Genomic DNA, 16,067 nt, shown 5'->3' on the forward strand with positions numbered 1-16,067 from the left:
GATGACCAGATAGAGAACCTCCTACGCAACGCTGATATTGCAATGTATCGCGCTAAGGCTTTGGGCAGGGCAGGTTACAAAATATTTGATACAGCTATGTACATTGAAAGCACAAAGCTGTTGCAGTTAGAGACAGACTTGCGACGTGCTGTTGAACGCCAGGAATTGCGGATTTACTACCAACCAATTGTTTCATTGGAAACTGAAAAAATTATCGGGTTTGAGTCTCTTATCCGCTGGCAGCACCCAAAGCAGGGTCTTGTGCTTCCAACAGATTTTATTTCAGTAGCGGAAGAAACTGGACTAATCGTTCCTATTGGCTACTGGGTACTTCGAGAGGCTTGCAACCAGATGCACCAATGGCAGCAACAATTTCCGCAAACCCAACTGACAATCAGCGTCAATCTTTCTAGCAAACAGCTTTTGCAATCCAATTTCACTGAGCAAATTTACTTGATTTTACAAGAAACTAAGTTAGATCCATCTAGGTTAAAACTAGAAATGACTGAAAGTGTACTCATTGAAAACACTCAATCTGCAACAGCGATACTTTGGCAACTCAAAGAAATAGGTATTGAATTACACATAGACGATTTTGGTACTGGTTATTCATCTTTAAGCTATCTGCACCGTTTTCCTATTAGTACGCTAAAAATTGACCGCTCTTTTATTAAAAATATGGACACTAGTAGCAGCTATGCAGAAATTGTACGCACGATTATTACATTAGCTCACAATCTAAGTATAGATGTTATAGCAGAAGGAATAGAAACAGTAGTACAGCTTGAGCAAGTCAAAAAATTGCAATGCAAATATGGGCAGGGGTACTTTTTCTCCCAGCCAGCAACAGTATCAGTCGCAAGTGCTTTAATACTACAGCAGTCAAGTTAAGTACCTCCAAGAGCAACGCGAAAATGTGCAACCAAAGCGTATGCATAAACTCAAAGCCCGTCCGATACATTTGCAATTGTGCCCGAATTTTGGGTATATGCTGAAGCTGAACTTGAGTACGAGCATCGGTTAGAGGAGACCACTTTCACTCCCAATACGGTTCGGTTAAAGGGTAAAGGGGAAAGGTTTTGAATACATCCTTTACCCTTTACCCTTTACCCCTTACCCGCAAACCCATTCCCCAGACCACAAGGAAAGTGAAAAATGCTTATCCGAACCGTATTGCGATGGTAGCGAAAGCAAATGCGTGACCACGTATGCATAAACTCACTTGTTGCAAGCACTTCTCTTCATAATCCGGGTTTTGAGCTTTAGCTACTTGTCCAGTAAAGACGGCAATTATTTAAAAGTTGATATTGAGTGATAAATTTGCTAATAAGTAGTTTTTTTGAGATAAATGCATTTTTGCTATCTGAAGCTGCTAACATACTCATTGTAGTTTGCATTTACGAGTGAAAACGTAAAAACACTCATTTATTGAGGTGATTGTTCACTTGTGGCTAAGTAGAGCAATTACCTACTTTTTATGTATTCAAAGTGTTGGCATGAGGGGACTAGCACTGCAATCGTTAAAGTTTTGCCTGCGGTGGCTTTTTAGCTTCGTTGAACTCACGTAGTTTAAATTGTAATCCTCCTCGCACATAATGTACGAGGAGGATTCAAGACCCCTAATTAGCAATGCTGATGATTGCAGTTATTGGGATCTAGCTGCAAACTTGCAGACATATCTTAGATTCTGTTTGATTAAGCAACGATCTCAAAGTTTATAGCTCTTAATACAGGTGGTGCTGTGAATGCATTGTTATCGTTATCAATGTTGGCAAACAGACTACCTGTGCCAAAGCCTGGTGATGTCAAGTTTTGGTTGAAGTACAAATTGCCAGTTCCAAGGCTGTAAGTAATGATTCCAGAGCTAGTTGCAGCAGCTGCATCATTAGCTACTATCCTAATATCGGACAGATTGTTGAGTCCGACGAAAGTTGTCCCAGACAGAACAATTCTGTCAGAATTGCGGTTGAAGTCAGTAATTTCATCTACGCCTAAACTACCAGCACTATATTGAGCGCCTGAGTTGAACACGAAGCGATCGCTTCCACCACCGCCTGTCAGGATATCATTACCAGCGCCACCCCTTAAGACATCACTACCAGCATCACCATTAAAAACGTCATTGCCAGCGCCACCATAGAGGCTGTCACTGCCGTTACCGCCAAAGCCGGTTAATGGTGTAGTTGTGCCACTACCATCAAGAAAGTCATTTCCAGCACCGCCTGTAAACTGTACTGCCCTGACGCTAGTTCCCGCTAGGTTGTTAACATCAAGGATGTCATCGCCTCCGCCACCATTGATTTCAAAGCTTTCTGCACTGTCTACAGTCAGGGTGAAAGGAACTAAGTTGAGCCGATCAAAGATTGCTCTTCCTAGAGCATCTTGTTCCAGGCGGAAGCTGTCTCCCGCAGCTGCGGCACCGTTGACCTCTTGCCCAAAGGCAATAAAACATATCAGCACCAGCCGATGAAAGCACATCATAGCCCCACTTGGAAACTGCGGCATTTCACCGTTCATTAGCAATTCCTCCTAACGTTGCAGATAACTAGATCCTGCCCTTGCTTTCATCCCCAGGTTCCGTTACTCCATCTGGGGATGAAAGCAAGGAAGGTTAAGTTTAATAATTTTTTGCCATTAAGGAGATCATTTGCAGACAATTAGAAGCAATGGCATTTTGTGGATCAAACTTGAGTGCTTGTTGCCAAGATGAGATAGCTTCTCTCCATTCTCCTTGCAATGCCGATAATTTCCCAGCCAAGGTATGGAAGTCTGCATTGCTGTAATACAAAACTAGAGCTTGATTGTTGTGCGCTGCTGCCTCTGGATAACGCCTTTGTGTCAATAAATGTAGTGCTTGTCTGTGATACCAGATGGCTTGGTCGTGCAGACGGAACAAGTCAGACAAGTCTACTTTGCAGCGTCTGCAAGTTGGGGAGGAAGAAGCAGTGCTGAGTAAGGGAGATGAAGAAGATGAGGCAGATATAGTAGCAGTTTCTTCCTTGTAATCATTATTGTGCTGTTCAATCCCGACTCTGCTCCCCTTTATTGGACGATAAACTGCACCACAGACAGGACATTTCATGATTGCTCACTCTGACTCATTGGAAATTGCGTAGTAAAGAAAATCTGAGAGTTCTTCTTCTAACTGGGGTAGTTCTGGACTATTGTTAGCGATCGCATTTTCAATCTGGCCTAATAAGTCTTGTAATTCAAGAGCTTGTTCAGAGTCTACCGTAAGAAGTGCTTGCCCCGCGCGGTCTAAAAGTGCTGCTAATTCTGGAGCAATTTCTACTATAGGGCTTGTCTCTTCGCTTGAGATTTCAATTGTTTCATCACTGTCAAACAATGCATTTAAATCTGCCTTTGCTTGCTTCAATTCATGGCTAGAAAGTTTTTGTATACCTGCATTATTTACTACTAGCGTTCCTTGTTGCCCTTTGCCTTTCTCAGTAGTAGTGACAGTGAGAATGCCATTCAGGTCAAAGTCAAAGTGAACCTCGACTTCAATACCTCCGGCTGGTTTGGGTGGTAAGTTCTCTACTCTAAAGGAACCTAGAGGAACATTTTCTTCAGCAACCGTATTTTCTCCCTGAAAAACTTCGATTTCTACGACTTCTTGTTCATCAAACACGGTGGAATAAACATGGGAGCGAGAAACGGGAACAACGCTGTTGCGGGGAATAATCACACTGAAGTAACCTGGCATAATACCCATTGGTGTAGGCACAGCCGCAGCAATGCCCAGGGAGTGGGGAATCACATCTACAAGAATAGCATCCACGGATTCACCTACCAGTACCCCAGCTTGTAAAGCTGCTCCTAACGCTACACAGAGGTCTGGTTGAATGCCATCAGTAGGGTTTTGTCCCAGATGCTCTTGGATCATTTGTTGCACTAGAGGAATGCGTGTGGAACCACCAACTAGGATAATCCGGTCAATCTCATTGGGTTCCAGGCTGGCATCTGTTAGGGCGCGGTCAATTGCCTCTAGGGTTTCTGCCAAGAGTGGGCGAATCAATTTTTCAAAATCTGCTCGTGCTACTTCTGTTTCCAGATGTAGTGCAGTCTTGCCTTTACTACCTAAAAAGGCTTCTCGGACTGTAGCAAAAGCATGGGAACTCAGGTCAATTTTTAACTGCTCTGCTGCTCTCAGGAGACGCGCCTGGGTAGCCGCATCATCTGGCACATCGACACCATGCTGTTTGCGGAATAAATCTGTTAGATACAGTTGTAAAAGTCTATCGAAATCGTCTCCACCCAAGCGGTTATTACCATGACTAGCTAGTACTTCTGTCACTTCACCCGTAATTTCAACTACTGACACGTCAAAAGTACCACCTCCCAAGTCATAAACTACAACTCGTTCTGTCTCTTCGGAGCGTAAATCATAAGCCAAAGCCGCCGCCGTTGGTTCGTTGATAATTTGCAGTACCTCCAAACCGGCTATCTCGCCAGCAGTTTTAGTTGCCTGCCGTTGAGCGTCCGTAAAGTAGGCTGGAACCGTAATCACTGCTTGGGTAATTGTTTCTCCTAAAGCATTTTCAGCCCGTTGTTTCAGAGCGCGGAGAATAATAGCGGAAACTTCATGAGGTAAGTATTCTTTATCTCCTAAAGTTGTTTTGTGGTCAGTTCCCATCCAGCGCTTAATTGACTTCACGGTGCGGAGAGGAGCCGCAGCATACTGACGGAGTGCTTCTCGTCCCACCAACAGTTTACCTGTATCGCTAAATCCCACACAGGAAGGTAAAATCAGGTCGCCATCTTCTCCTGGCAATACCCGCACCTGTCCGTTTTCGACAATTGCCACCTCGGAATTCGTTGTGCCTAAGTCAATACCGACTGCTTTCATAATTCCAAATTATTAGTTATCAGTTGCTTGAGTTGTCTTCTCTATTTCTGAGTAGTGGCTAGCTACAATTACCTGTGCTTCCCTCAGAACGCGATCGCCCCAGAAATAACCCCGTACTACTTCTTGAATTACGGTATTATCTGTAACTTCTGCTCTGGATTCACGTCCCACAGCATACATCGTCTGGGAGTCAAAGGGTTTAAACAGAGCTGCAATGGGAATAACACGCCGTTGTCGTAGCACCTCTAAAAGAGATCGCCTAATTAACTCCACTCCCTGTTGATTGCTGGTTAAAATTTCGCTTAGAGATTCTGACGACGGTGTTTTTTCAGACGCTGTTAACTGAGCTTCCTTGCCAGTAAACCACTGTCCTAGTTTCTCCCAGAAACTTTTTTGTGTTGCTGGTTTTAGTTTTGAGGTAGCAGATAATGCTTCTATTTCCTCTTGCCAGTAAGTACAAGCCTGATCTAAAGCATCCAGGATACCCAGCAAATCTTTTAACAGTTTCTCCTGCTGCTGCTCAAATTGTCCCCATGCCTGTTTTTGGCTTTCTTCCAGACGTATTTGCAACTGTTCTTTATCTGCGCGAGTTACTTCCAATGCTTGCACAAAAGCATCTTGAGTAGAACGCAATAATTTACCCTGTTGCTTAACTTCATGGCGCAGGGCAGTCCATTCTGCCACCATTTGATAGGGGTCAAAGGAATTAGCAGATTCTGGTGGTTCACCCAAATATTCAGGGATTGGTTGTTCTGAGTGTAAATAATCTAGAAATTTGGCAAATAAAGCTTCTTTGTTATTTGTCATTTGTCATTGATCAATAGTTAGCGGACATTAGAAAAATCAGTAACTAACAATTACAAATTACGTAAAGCCTGCGGGATAGCTTTGCTTAGAGCGTAGCGGGGCGTAGCCCATTACGAATTGTTTAAAATGTGGCACGAATTAAATCATTCAGGCTAACTTCTAGTTGAGCAAGCGCTTTTTCTCGTACCTGTTTTAATATCTCTGGGTTCAGTTCTGCTTCTAGTGGACGAAATTTTAAGAAATCCTCATGCTGAGTTGTTTCTCCTTTGCGAATTGCCTCGTAAGCTCCTCGAATTTTTTTAAACTCTTCTGGATAAGTATGAGCGGGAAATTCCCGCAGTTTGGCATGATAGGCCGCTTTAATTTCGGCGGCAGTAGCTCCTGGAGAAATGCCTAAGCGCTCGTAGTGGTCAGTCATAAAAAATTCCCAATTTCAAATTTACTATTTGTTGGTTATCACTAGTGAATACAACCCCTTTAAAAAGGAATTTTAAAACAATTCCTGAAAACCACCTTTTCTTCTACCCTTTCGTTTCTTACGCGTAGGCGGTAAGTTTCCAAAGATCAAATCTAAGTCTGGCTCTTCTTCTGACTCATCATCTTCATCGAAGTTAGGCATACTGTTTAACATCTTTTGCTTGAGTTCTGGAAGCATCCGTTCAAACTCAGCTTTGGGCATTTTGTTGCCAAGTAATTTTTGAAGCATTCCTGATAATAAGTCATCAATATTTGACATATCCAGGTTGTCAAATTCCTCTGGGTCTGGCATTATGCTTGTCGTTTCTTGAGCAGAGAGAAAAGCCTGTTCTTCCCGAAATGCTTGTAATGCTTTGGCATCTTGTAAGCGACGGGCTAATTCAAATCCCTGTTGCTTTAATTGTTCATAGTTTGGGTGATCAACATGGTAGGTAGTGGCTCTAGCTAATAGTAATAAAGAATTTTGAGGTTCCCGACGCAATGCTAACTCCAGCACAGGTACAAGGGTTGTAATCTCACCAAAGCGGCGCACTTGAAGTTGAATATTTGCCAGAGCGTTTCCTGGCTGTGGCATGGTGTCGAGGTAGGTACGTAGAGGAAGTTCTAGTTTTTGGGGATTATTTTCTTTGACGGCTAAGACAACTAAATGAGCAACTCTAGCTTCTGGGTGTTCTGTTGATAAGTTAAATAATTTTTGTAGATACTGACTTGTTAAAGCGGCGATGCCTTTTTCACGTTTGGCGAAGAGGTGGATAGAAAGAGAAATTGCCTGCAATACAGGAATTTTTTCTTGACCAGATAATTTTTTCAGGAGAGTGTCCCATGCTTCAACTGCTACTTTTTGGTGTAATGAAACTCGACCGCCGGAATTGGGCGGACTTTGCACTGCATTCACGAATATCTGACAAGCACGGATAGCAGGATCTTTTTTATCTTCTGTCTGCACCAGACGGCTAAATAAGGGGTAACTTAACGTAGATAGAGCATCTACCCAAGGCAATATTTCCACTTCAGTTTCAATACTCAGGTCGCCAAAGTGCTTGCCAAATTTACGCCGAGCTTCATTACGGGCAAGTTTATCTCCTACTTCCTCCCAACATTGCAGCAAAATACCGTAAACTTCGCCATACCGACATCCACCTTCTAGTGCTTGGGTAAGCAGTGAGATCGCTTGAGTATAATTTTCCTCCATTGCCGCAACTAGTCCCTTACGTCCCAGTAACTCTGGCGATGTGGGACAAATGCGTTCTGCTTGTTGCAAAGCTCCTAAAGCGGCTCGTTCCCGACCTAGTGCCATGTAGGCATCTGCCATCCAGCAGTGCAGATGAGCTAAGGTTGGTTTTAAGCGTGTATCTGGCCATTCTTGCGGTTTTTGTTTTCCTTCCTGCTCTAACCACCGCAAAAATTGAGTGACAACGCGTGGGCGTTCTTTGTCAGAATTATTAGCGTCTAAGACTTCTAACAGATTGATTGCCAACTGGGGGTTGAAGGGTTTCTCTGTTAACAAAGACTGCCAAAATAGCTCTGCACATTCTGTTTGTCCTTGATTCAGTGCTTGTTGACCTGCAAGAGTAAATAGTGATTTCCGCAGATTCTTTAGTTCTGAGAAGCGAGTTGAACGCTTGGACATCTGTAGCAACACATGGGCAGCATCATGATGATTGTCACTATCAATTAGCTGTACAATCGCCAACGCTGATAGTGCATCTTGGATAGTTGGATCTTCTCGTTCCAAATTCCGGGCTTCTAGGGGTGGAAGTCCAGTATGAGCCTGTTGGGCAGTTGCCAATCGCTCTAAAATTGGATGTTCCAAATACTTTGGTTTGCCGAAGGTGTATCTAGATGACTGCAACCCCAAAAGATTAGCGGCTGCGTTCCAATTACCACTCACTTGCTGGCTGTAAATAATCCAAGCAATTGGTAAATCTCCTGGTGTGATCGGGTGCTTAATTTTTTGAAAAGATGCCAAAGCGGCTTGGTGTTGTCCATGCTTGAGAGCCAGCACCCCCCGTACCCAGTGGAGTTGGGCAGCGCTAAACCGTTTAGGTTGTTCGTTAATTAACTGTTCAACTGTGACGGTATCTCCTTTAAGCAATAGCAGCTTAAGATAACAGATGCTGTAGTCTTTGATGAGGTTGCCTGCCTCAAAAGCATTTCTGAGCAAATTCAGCGCAGTATCTAATTGGTTCAACTCCAGCAAACATCTAGCTTGCCAGTAGTGAACTTCTCCAACCAAACCAAATTCCAGAGCGCGGGCTAAGGATTTTTCCGCCTGTTTAAAATCTTGTTTTTGGAATTCTTGCTGACCCCGCAGCAACCAAATCTCTGATTCTTTGGGAGTGAATTCGATATCAGGGTGCGTTCGCTGAATTTTTTTGATTTCTTCCAATGCCTGCCGATATTTTTTCTGCTTCAGCAATTCTTGCAGTTGCATCTCAAAGGAGTTTTCAGCAAGTTTTGTCCCTGTGCTAGAGACGTGCTGTTGTGAGCGCTGTTTGGATTGATGTTTAGCCACTGGGCTATCTTCCTGATTGTTTTTTGATTTTCCCTTTCATAGTCAAGGGTGGCTTTAACTATTCTCTTAATCTCAATATTAGTGGGCTGGGGAGCATAAATTTTACAAGTTGCTGTAACATTTTCCCCTGATTGACACTCTCCTGCCTATACTCCACGCTGTTGTACTATCCATACGTCCCCGTTCTGGCTTGATATCGTACACTTGCAGCAAACTTCCTCCAAGTTCTTCCTCAAATAAGTGCCAGTTACGGTCGCAGTCAAGGTAGCGTAATAGAGCTTCTAGACGGTCATCGCTAAGGTCGAGTTCACGTAACTCTTCTCCAAAAAATGTTTTCAATGTTTCTAACCGCTTAGAAGCCCAGGCTTGGACGTGATTTAAACGATGATCTGCTTGTGATAATATGTGTGCTAACCAAATTACTGCTACACTTCCCAAGCTTTTACCTTGCCAATTTCCGTGCCTGGGGAAGTGTTTATCGATTAGCGGTTGTACGCCCATACGCTCTATTTGAGTTAGAAGTATAGGTATATCGTCTATCCGTTCGTTTGTAATTATCGGTTCAGTAGCCATAATTGCGAACATATACCTAATCGAGCCTTTTTGAGAATATGCCTTTCGGTATACTTTTGACTATCTATTTTTCCTAACTCCTGAGAAAATAGGCGAACCGGGAGTAATAACTTGGAAACAGCTAAAACCCTTTTTGATATAAAACTTGAGGAAGAAATATCATTTCCCACGAAGTTTAAGTAAATACACTCATCTTACGAATCCTGACTGTTTTTCGCCTTTTTTGCAAAAAAGTGGGATGCTCCCGATATATTTTTCCTTAAATTAAGTTATCTATTTAGTAATTGACCGGACTAATTGGGGGTGTATTAATCTGTTAATGATTAGTGTGGTTTGGGATAAAAGGTCTATCCCAATATACTTTAAGCTATTAGACAAATTGGGTTCAAGCAATTTTGATGAGCAAGAAGCAGTATTTAAAAAAGCATTACCGATTTTCAAGAATTATAAAACTGTAGTGTTAGGAGATCGGGAATTTTGTTCGATAAAGCTGGCTAACTAGCTCACAGAGCAGAAAGTCTACTTTTGTTTACGTATAAAAAAAGATGCTTTTATAGAAATAGAACCAGGAATTTGGCTGAAATTAAAAAATTCAGGCTTATCGCCTGGAGTTTCGTTCTTTTATAAAGGTATTAAGTATACAAAATCTACAGGATTTATCAGCTTTAACCTTGCTGGTAAATGGAAACGTAAACGTTTTGGAGTTGCTCCAGAGGAGAGCTGGTTTATCCTAACTAATTTAGATGATTTAGATTCGGCGATTATTGCTTATAAACAGCGTTTTGATATTGAAGAGATGTTTAGAGATTTTAAGAGCGGTGGTTATAATCTAGAAAATACTGATGCATCAGGACAACGGCTAATTTCTCTCATATTATTAATCTCACTTGCTTATACAAGTGCAACAATATCCGGTCAAAAAATTAAACGCATGGGCATCCAAAAATATGTTGGACGAATTAAAGAATTTAAACGGACTGTTCGACGACATAGTAGTTTTTATATTGGTCTTTATGGCCACAATTGGGCCAATTTCATGAAAAATTCCTATGAATTAGTCACCGAATTACTGACACTAAATCCTAATAAGCGTAAGTACTATCAACAAGGAGAAAGGGCAATGAGGCTTATTATATCTGCATCCTAGCCCTTTTTGTCCCCCCGTAAGCATTCTTTCTCTGTCGTCAAGAGCTTATTTGAGTTATGTGTACATTGTCAAATATTTGACTTTCCGAAGCTCCATGAATATGGTACTTTTTCATAAATCATTTAGGATTGCTATAGTCCTAATTAGAAAGCTACAATTCCCTGTGGGCGACTTCCACTGTATGGAGTAATTACGAGCGGTGAAGAGGGAACTTCAGATAAAGTGCCATCAACTGAATTTACCTTTAGGACATTGACCCCGTTACCTTCATTGGCTGGTGCATTAGGTAGTACACGTTGACTAATTACATTCAGGAATGATTCTGTAGAATCCAGAGCAATATTAGTGGGGCCTACGGAAGTTAAACCGCCTTGTGGAAAACTATTTCCTTTGAGTTTTACAAGTTGGATTTCAACTGGGTTAGTTGGGTCCGCGAGATCATATACAGAAACGCTGTTAGAGAAAGTTTGAGCTGCGTAGAGACGGGAGCCAGCTTTGTTTATTTGAAACCAACATGTACCCAAACCTGAGCTGGATACCACTTTCAGAAATGTTAACTCTCCCGTATCTTGGTTATAGGAGTAAACAGCTACTTTGTTACTTAAAGGATAGCCAACATACAATAATGGTAGCCTGGGGTGAACTTCAATACCCACAGGCCCAAATTGTGTATTAGTGCTACTTGAAAATCCCACAAATGGTGAGTTTGGACTCTCAGACAAGCGACCTCTTTTGAGGATACGAAAGACCCGAAGTACTTGACCATACTGCTCAGCACTAAATAATAATTTTTTGTTTGGGGAAATAACTATTCCCTCTGAGCCGGAACCTTCTCGAACCTCAAAAGTAGAGACTGGTTTGAGTCTGCCTTTGGGAGTGACTTCAAAAGAAGTGTACTTGGGTAACCAACCACTTGCGTTCTTGGATAAATCTTTAGAATCTAGATTCTTGTGAGCTACATATAAGAAGTCATCTACTAAACCAAGACTGACGGGATATACGCCACCAGAAGGAAATGGAGAACCCTTGACAGGAGATAAATGACCATTGGAGGAAATGTCAAACACAGCAATAGAGTTTGAACCCGAGTTCACAGCAAAAAGCCGTGTTTTCTCGGGATTAGTGATAATTTGTTTGTCTCCATCCGTGGAGCCAATAAGAAATGCGGGATCAATGATGCCTTTTCCTCCTGAAAGGAAAGGTGAATCAGGTAAAGGTGTCAGCTTGCCATCATCATTGCGGTAGAAGCCAAGAATAGAATTGCTGTTCTCAGTTGGGATATTACTTTCGGTGTAAACAATTCTAGATAGGTCGTTTTCCTGTTTTATATATTGTGCCTTAGCAGGATGAAACGTGAGTAAAGTTATAGTGAAACTAGCAATCACTATACCAATTAGGTAAAGTCTGGAAACAGATGACTTTTTAGTAAACATAAATAAATCCTCATTTCAACTTATTTTTTTCTAGGTGACCATATAATGCCGTTCAATTAAGCCCAGAATCTTTGTATAACCCAAGGCATTCTACAGACCAATTTTGTGTATTACGAATCCTGAAAGTAACCATAGATTGTGGTTGCAGTGATATAAGTTTAAAGGACTATAACACAATTACAATGGTCAATATTTTTCAGAAAGTGCGTATTTTTTATAATTATTTCTTAAGTGAAATAAAAAGAATAATAACCTAGTACGAAATATTGATCGTTACTATTATATTTTACATATGCTAAGTTTAGCCAAGCCAGAACAACGCTAATTTAAGTTAGTAAATCTGCCTTTTTACTACATCTTTTCCACTACCTATTTTTGCAATTACATAGGAAAACAGAAATGGCCCAAGCAACAAGTAAAGCTCCAATTAACAAGCTTCATAAACCACAAACAGATGGGACACAGATTTGGGATGCGATCCTTGGCCTGCACACTTCCCCAACTTTACTACTTGCTCATGATCTGAAACTGTTTCCCTTCCTAGCTGAAACACCACGCACTTTACAAGAAATTTCCCAGAGTCTCAACCTTGCACCACGAGCAGCAGGGACGCTTTTATCTGTATGTGCGTCTGTAGATTTGATCCAACTAAAAGATGGGTACTACTCCCTTATGACTGTTGCCTATGAGTATTTACTTGAAACTAGCCCTACTTCTTTTTGCGGGCATTTAGACTTGATGATTGCTAATAGCGATTCCTTCTCCTACGTGGGAATTAAAAAAGCTATTTTGACAGATGCTCCTATTGTTTATGAGGGTGATTCTCTCTACGAAGTTCACGAACAAAAAGATAAAGATCAAGTTACCCGCACTTTTACAAAAGCCATGCATTCCATTAGTGTTGCTCCCGCCCTGGCGTGGCCCGAAACCCTAGACCTCTCTAGCAATAAACATATGCTGGATATTGCTGGGGGTTCTGGTGCTCACAGCATTGGTGCAACCCTCAGGTGGTCTAACTTGAAAGCGACGATTTTGGACATAACGCCAGTCTGCGAAGTCGCTCAACAGTATATTGCCGAGTATGGACTGTTAGAGCAAATCACCACTGAAGTTGGCGATATGTGGAATGATCCTTTACCCTCTGCTGATTTGCACTTTTACTCGCTGATCTATCACAATTACGACCTTGAAAAAAATCGTTTTCTGACAAGAAAAAGCTTTGATAGTCTAGAGCCTGGTGGACGCTTAATTATTCACCAGTGGCTATTTAATGATCATCGGACAGGACCATTAGCCACAGCGGCGTTCAACGTGATCATGCAGGTTTGGTGCGCTGGCGGACAAGAATATTCAGGTCTGGAGTTATCTACCATACTCACAGAGGTTGGGTTTATTGATATTGAAGTTAAACCAACATTTGGCTACTGGAGTATTGTAACTGGTCGAAAGCCAGAGCACGTGATCGCTACAACATCGATTCAGTAATCAAATAGAAGTAGAGGCATGATCAGTAGTGTGAATAAAAATTTTGGCAAGGACATGAAAGAGCGCATTTAGTGGTTGGGGGAGGGCAAAGTAGAATGTGGAAATAAGGAATAGTCCAACAAAGTTTACCCCACACTCAGTTAGCATCAATCTAGCAGATACTATTTCTGGGAAATGGTTCGCCAACACGACACCTACAACTTTTAACAGGTGAACGGACAGAAGTCGATTTAATCGAGATGTTCAACATTGGTATGAACTTAGATGATGGCTCCTGAAGCAATCCAATTATTACCAGAGCCACGGGTGCGGCGGAAAGTATGGCTGCGTACTGCTTATGGTGAGCGATTAGCCTATGCAACTTCATAGTGTCCAGCCAATTATGTGGATAAGTATTTGCAAAATCAAAAGATACAGATTTGGTCTAGTTTATCTGTCCAACGTACAGAGTTGTATAGAGAAATTTGGGGGATTCATTATGAGAAATCGGCTTTTTTGCAGTCAGCTTTTAATCACACAGGAGATTTTTGGGGAGGTTATTACTTATTTTGGCATCAATAACAATCTCTAACGCTGATTTATGAAGTTTTCTCACCCTATTTAATAAAGTATCTCGGCTTAGAGAGTATTGCAATTTTATACATATAAAAGTATTGTACTTCTCTCAGAAAAATAGTTATTTTTATTATTAATGACAGCTTTTTCCGTTTTAAAGCTGTTGCTTTTAGATAGAAAATTAAGTGCTAATAAAATGAAATCGATCAATATTTTTTAATGTTTAAATACTAAAAATCTGTGCTATATTCAAAACTGTAGATTACAAAATTAAGTAAATAAAGGGAAAAATGGCAACAAATATCAAAGAGAAAGATACTAATCTAGGCGCTTTATGGCTGTTCAAACAACAGTTTGGTTTTTCAAATATTCCATTAACAATAGAGTACGAAGCTTACTTTAAATCACTGCTTATTTGTGCTAATGGTGATGGTACATTAGCAGATGAAGAAAGAGATTGGGTAATTGGATATGCCTATGCCTACAATTGCGACCCTGCAATTATTGAAAAACTCAAGATTTACAAGGCTGATGAAAATCTAGAGGCAATAATTAGTGAATATCCTTCTGCTAGTGAATCACGACGTTTCCTAATTTTTGATGCGATACAAGCTTGTTCTGCTGATGGAGAATATAGCGAAAAAGAACGGGCTGTAGTACTCAAAGGAGCAAAGAAACTCAATATTCCTGAAAACGAGTTTAAAAAGATTGAAGCAATTTATTTAGAGACAGTTAAACTCCGTGAAAAACGCCTAGCAGCGATGTATCCCGAGGGTTCACCTTTATAATTTAATAATTTTCTTCCGAGAGAAAATTTTGGCTAAGAATTCAGCATCTAGGAGTCAGAAGTCAGAATTTATAAAGACTTTAGTTGAACTAGGTAGGATATTTGTAAATTTTAGCCTAATTCTTTAACTATTCAGAAAGAATAAATTCTGATTTCTGAATTCTTATTTCTAATGTTTTTTTACAATAATCAAAAGATGCTACTGTTGTATTTAAGTTTAATACATTCGGCTGAAAAATATGAACAAAGTTCGCCCCGTGGTCGATTACTAAATATCAAGACATTTATCAAGCAAGTTATTTGTATTTTAGTAATATCTGTAGTATTTTCAGGGTTTGTAATGCAGTCTGTATATGCTCAAGAGCCTTCATAGACTGACAATTTTGATTGCTCTGCTATGACTGATGGATTGTACCCCAACCCTGACCAGAGCAAACGCATCCAAATTGCTCTTGATCAGAACCAAAGCTAAGAAGCAACGAAAAAATCAGCATTTCTCGTTTGATTTGTTTTTCAACCTTTAGAGCGATCGCTTAGTTATTTTACATATCCCTCTTCTGTCACTTTCCGGAGTGAGCAAGTAGTAACTAAGTGAAATTACCCATAAGCATAACAGGGTTTAAATTGATTGATTGCACTAATTAATTGATTGAATTCCAGCAATAAATCAAAATTATGGAAAATATGTATCCAGGGATAAATCAACCAGAATAGTAAGAGTGGTTGGGCAATGAGATGCAGATTATTAAAAGTATTTTTCCATCCGTATTCATGATTCCATTTTTGATGATTAAAAGAATCAAAAAAACTATTTTATTGTACCTGAGTTTCAGTTTGAGAAGATATATAGGAATCATATTTGATTTCTGAAAAAGACTACGAGATAATACTGGGGGAAATATCGGTCTAAGAGTGAACCATGATAAATCAGCATCTACAAGGGGCGATACCTTCGGTGAGCTTCGCTAACGCAGAACTACAAGAATTTATAGATGCTCGTCCAGATGCGCGTGAGGTCAGGAAAGCATTGGCAGTCAAACTGATTTATCAAGGCTACAAGTATGAAGAAATTCAAACAATTTTAGATGTGTCATACCAATTCTGTATGAAGATGCATAGAAAGAACCCCACCGCCTTCGGCACCTCCCCGATACTTTGGGGAGGTTGGGAGGAGTCAGAATAATGTGCAGCTTCAGATAAAATTGGTATCAGTTGGTTCGATAACAAGTTGGAAGCAAAGTTACGAGGAATATGGGGTTTCGGGACTGCATCTGAGCTATAAGGGAAGGAAAAGCTATTTGAGTACTGAACAACGAGAAGAAGTACTAAGTTGGCTACAAACGAAGGCATATTGGAAACTGGGTGAACTGGAATATAAACTAGCGTTTGAATATGATGTCACTTACGAGTCGAAACGCAGCTATTACGAATTATTTGAT

10 protein-coding genes and 5 pseudogenes are annotated in these 16,067 nt (G+C 40.8%); 6 read left to right on the plus strand and 9 right to left on the minus strand.

All coding sequences use genetic code 11. The annotated features are described in order from the left end of the window. Positions 1 to 891: putative bifunctional diguanylate cyclase/phosphodiesterase (locus H6G97_RS32980; RefSeq protein WP_190944666.1), on the plus strand; the 891-nt coding region annotated here is incomplete at its 5' end. A gap of 804 nt (positions 892 to 1,695) precedes the next feature. Here the strand turns inward: H6G97_RS32980 and H6G97_RS32985 are convergent. The 7 genes and pseudogenes from H6G97_RS32985 to H6G97_RS33015 form a co-directional block, all read right to left on the minus strand. Then, entirely contained in the window at positions 1,696 to 2,517 is an 822-nt protein-coding gene (locus H6G97_RS32985; RefSeq protein WP_190944667.1) for a calcium-binding protein, read from the minus strand. A 100-nt stretch (positions 2,518 to 2,617) separates the two neighbouring features. Then, on the minus strand, positions 2,618 to 3,082 hold the full coding sequence (locus H6G97_RS32990; protein WP_190944668.1) for a tetratricopeptide repeat protein: 465 nt from the start codon (positions 3,080 to 3,082) through the stop codon (positions 2,618 to 2,620). Positions 3,083 to 3,088: 6 nt separating this feature from the next. Beyond that, positions 3,089 to 4,849: an Hsp70 family protein gene (locus H6G97_RS32995; RefSeq protein WP_190944669.1), complete on the minus strand. Its 1,761-nt coding sequence runs from the start codon at positions 4,847 to 4,849 to the stop codon at positions 3,089 to 3,091. A gap of 12 nt (positions 4,850 to 4,861) precedes the next feature. After that, positions 4,862 to 5,656: a nucleotide exchange factor GrpE gene (locus tag H6G97_RS33000; protein ID WP_190944670.1), complete on the minus strand. Its 795-nt coding sequence runs from the start codon at positions 5,654 to 5,656 to the stop codon at positions 4,862 to 4,864. Positions 5,657 to 5,777: 121 nt separating this feature from the next. Further along, positions 5,778 to 6,074: a J domain-containing protein gene (locus H6G97_RS33005; protein ID WP_190944671.1), complete on the minus strand. Its 297-nt coding sequence runs from the start codon at positions 6,072 to 6,074 to the stop codon at positions 5,778 to 5,780. A gap of 72 nt (positions 6,075 to 6,146) precedes the next feature. Then, positions 6,147 to 8,648, minus strand: coding sequence for a tetratricopeptide repeat protein (locus H6G97_RS33010; RefSeq protein ID WP_190944672.1), 2,502 nt, complete (start codon positions 8,646 to 8,648; stop codon positions 6,147 to 6,149). Between the two features lie 150 nt (positions 8,649 to 8,798). Then, positions 8,799 to 9,221 (minus strand): annotated as a pseudogene (locus H6G97_RS33015) (IS1634 family transposase); the annotation flags it as partial. 268 nt (positions 9,222 to 9,489) lie between these two features. Between H6G97_RS33015 and H6G97_RS53200 the strand changes: the two are divergent. Then, positions 9,490 to 10,368, plus strand: a pseudogene (locus tag H6G97_RS53200) (IS4 family transposase); the annotation flags it as partial. A 143-nt stretch (positions 10,369 to 10,511) separates the two neighbouring features. On the opposite strand, the gene H6G97_RS33025 reads toward H6G97_RS53200, so the two are convergent. Next, positions 10,512 to 11,801, minus strand: a complete 1,290-nt coding sequence (locus H6G97_RS33025) for a lactonase family protein (protein WP_190944674.1) — start codon at positions 11,799 to 11,801, stop codon at positions 10,512 to 10,514. Between the two features lie 399 nt (positions 11,802 to 12,200). Between H6G97_RS33025 and H6G97_RS33030 the strand changes: the two genes are divergently transcribed. From H6G97_RS33030 to H6G97_RS33040, 3 genes and pseudogenes are all read left to right on the plus strand, one after another. After that, positions 12,201 to 13,286, plus strand: coding sequence for a methyltransferase (locus tag H6G97_RS33030; RefSeq protein WP_190944675.1), 1,086 nt, complete (start codon positions 12,201 to 12,203; stop codon positions 13,284 to 13,286). A gap of 110 nt (positions 13,287 to 13,396) precedes the next feature. Beyond that, positions 13,397 to 13,844 (plus strand): annotated as a pseudogene (locus tag H6G97_RS33035) (chorismate lyase); the annotation flags it as partial. Between the two features lie 287 nt (positions 13,845 to 14,131). Beyond that, positions 14,132 to 14,629, plus strand: a complete 498-nt coding sequence (locus H6G97_RS33040; RefSeq protein ID WP_190944676.1) for a tellurite resistance TerB family protein — start codon at positions 14,132 to 14,134, stop codon at positions 14,627 to 14,629. Between the two features lie 596 nt (positions 14,630 to 15,225). Here the strand turns inward: H6G97_RS33040 and H6G97_RS33045 are convergent. Next, a pseudogene (locus H6G97_RS33045) lies at positions 15,226 to 15,438 on the minus strand (IS701 family transposase); the annotation flags it as partial. Positions 15,439 to 15,598: 160 nt separating this feature from the next. Here H6G97_RS33045 and H6G97_RS56150 point away from each other — a divergent pair. Then, positions 15,599 to 16,067 (plus strand): annotated as a pseudogene (locus H6G97_RS56150) (helix-turn-helix domain-containing protein); the annotation flags it as partial.

It is taken from the genome of Nostoc flagelliforme FACHB-838 (assembly GCF_014698065.1).
Taxonomy (GTDB): domain Bacteria; phylum Cyanobacteriota; class Cyanobacteriia; order Cyanobacteriales; family Nostocaceae; genus Nostoc; species Nostoc flagelliforme_B.

What these genes read in the sequence shown, in the direction of transcription:
- H6G97_RS32985 (WP_190944667.1), bottom strand. Translation starts at nt 2,517, where the DNA reads ATGAACGGTGAAATGCCGCAGTTTCCAAGTGGGGCTATGATGTGCTTT.
- H6G97_RS32990 (WP_190944668.1), bottom strand. Translation starts at nt 3,082, where the DNA reads ATGAAATGTCCTGTCTGTGGTGCAGTTTATCGTCCAATAAAGGGGAGC.
- H6G97_RS32995 (WP_190944669.1), bottom strand. Translation starts at nt 4,849, where the DNA reads ATGAAAGCAGTCGGTATTGACTTAGGCACAACGAATTCCGAGGTGGCA.
- H6G97_RS33000 (WP_190944670.1), bottom strand. Translation starts at nt 5,656, where the DNA reads ATGACAAATAACAAAGAAGCTTTATTTGCCAAATTTCTAGATTATTTA.
- H6G97_RS33005 (WP_190944671.1), bottom strand. Translation starts at nt 6,074, where the DNA reads ATGACTGACCACTACGAGCGCTTAGGCATTTCTCCAGGAGCTACTGCC.
- H6G97_RS33025 (WP_190944674.1), bottom strand. Translation starts at nt 11,801, where the DNA reads ATGTTTACTAAAAAGTCATCTGTTTCCAGACTTTACCTAATTGGTATA.
- H6G97_RS33030 (WP_190944675.1), top strand. Translation starts at nt 12,201, where the DNA reads ATGGCCCAAGCAACAAGTAAAGCTCCAATTAACAAGCTTCATAAACCA.
- H6G97_RS33040 (WP_190944676.1), top strand. Translation starts at nt 14,132, where the DNA reads ATGGCAACAAATATCAAAGAGAAAGATACTAATCTAGGCGCTTTATGG.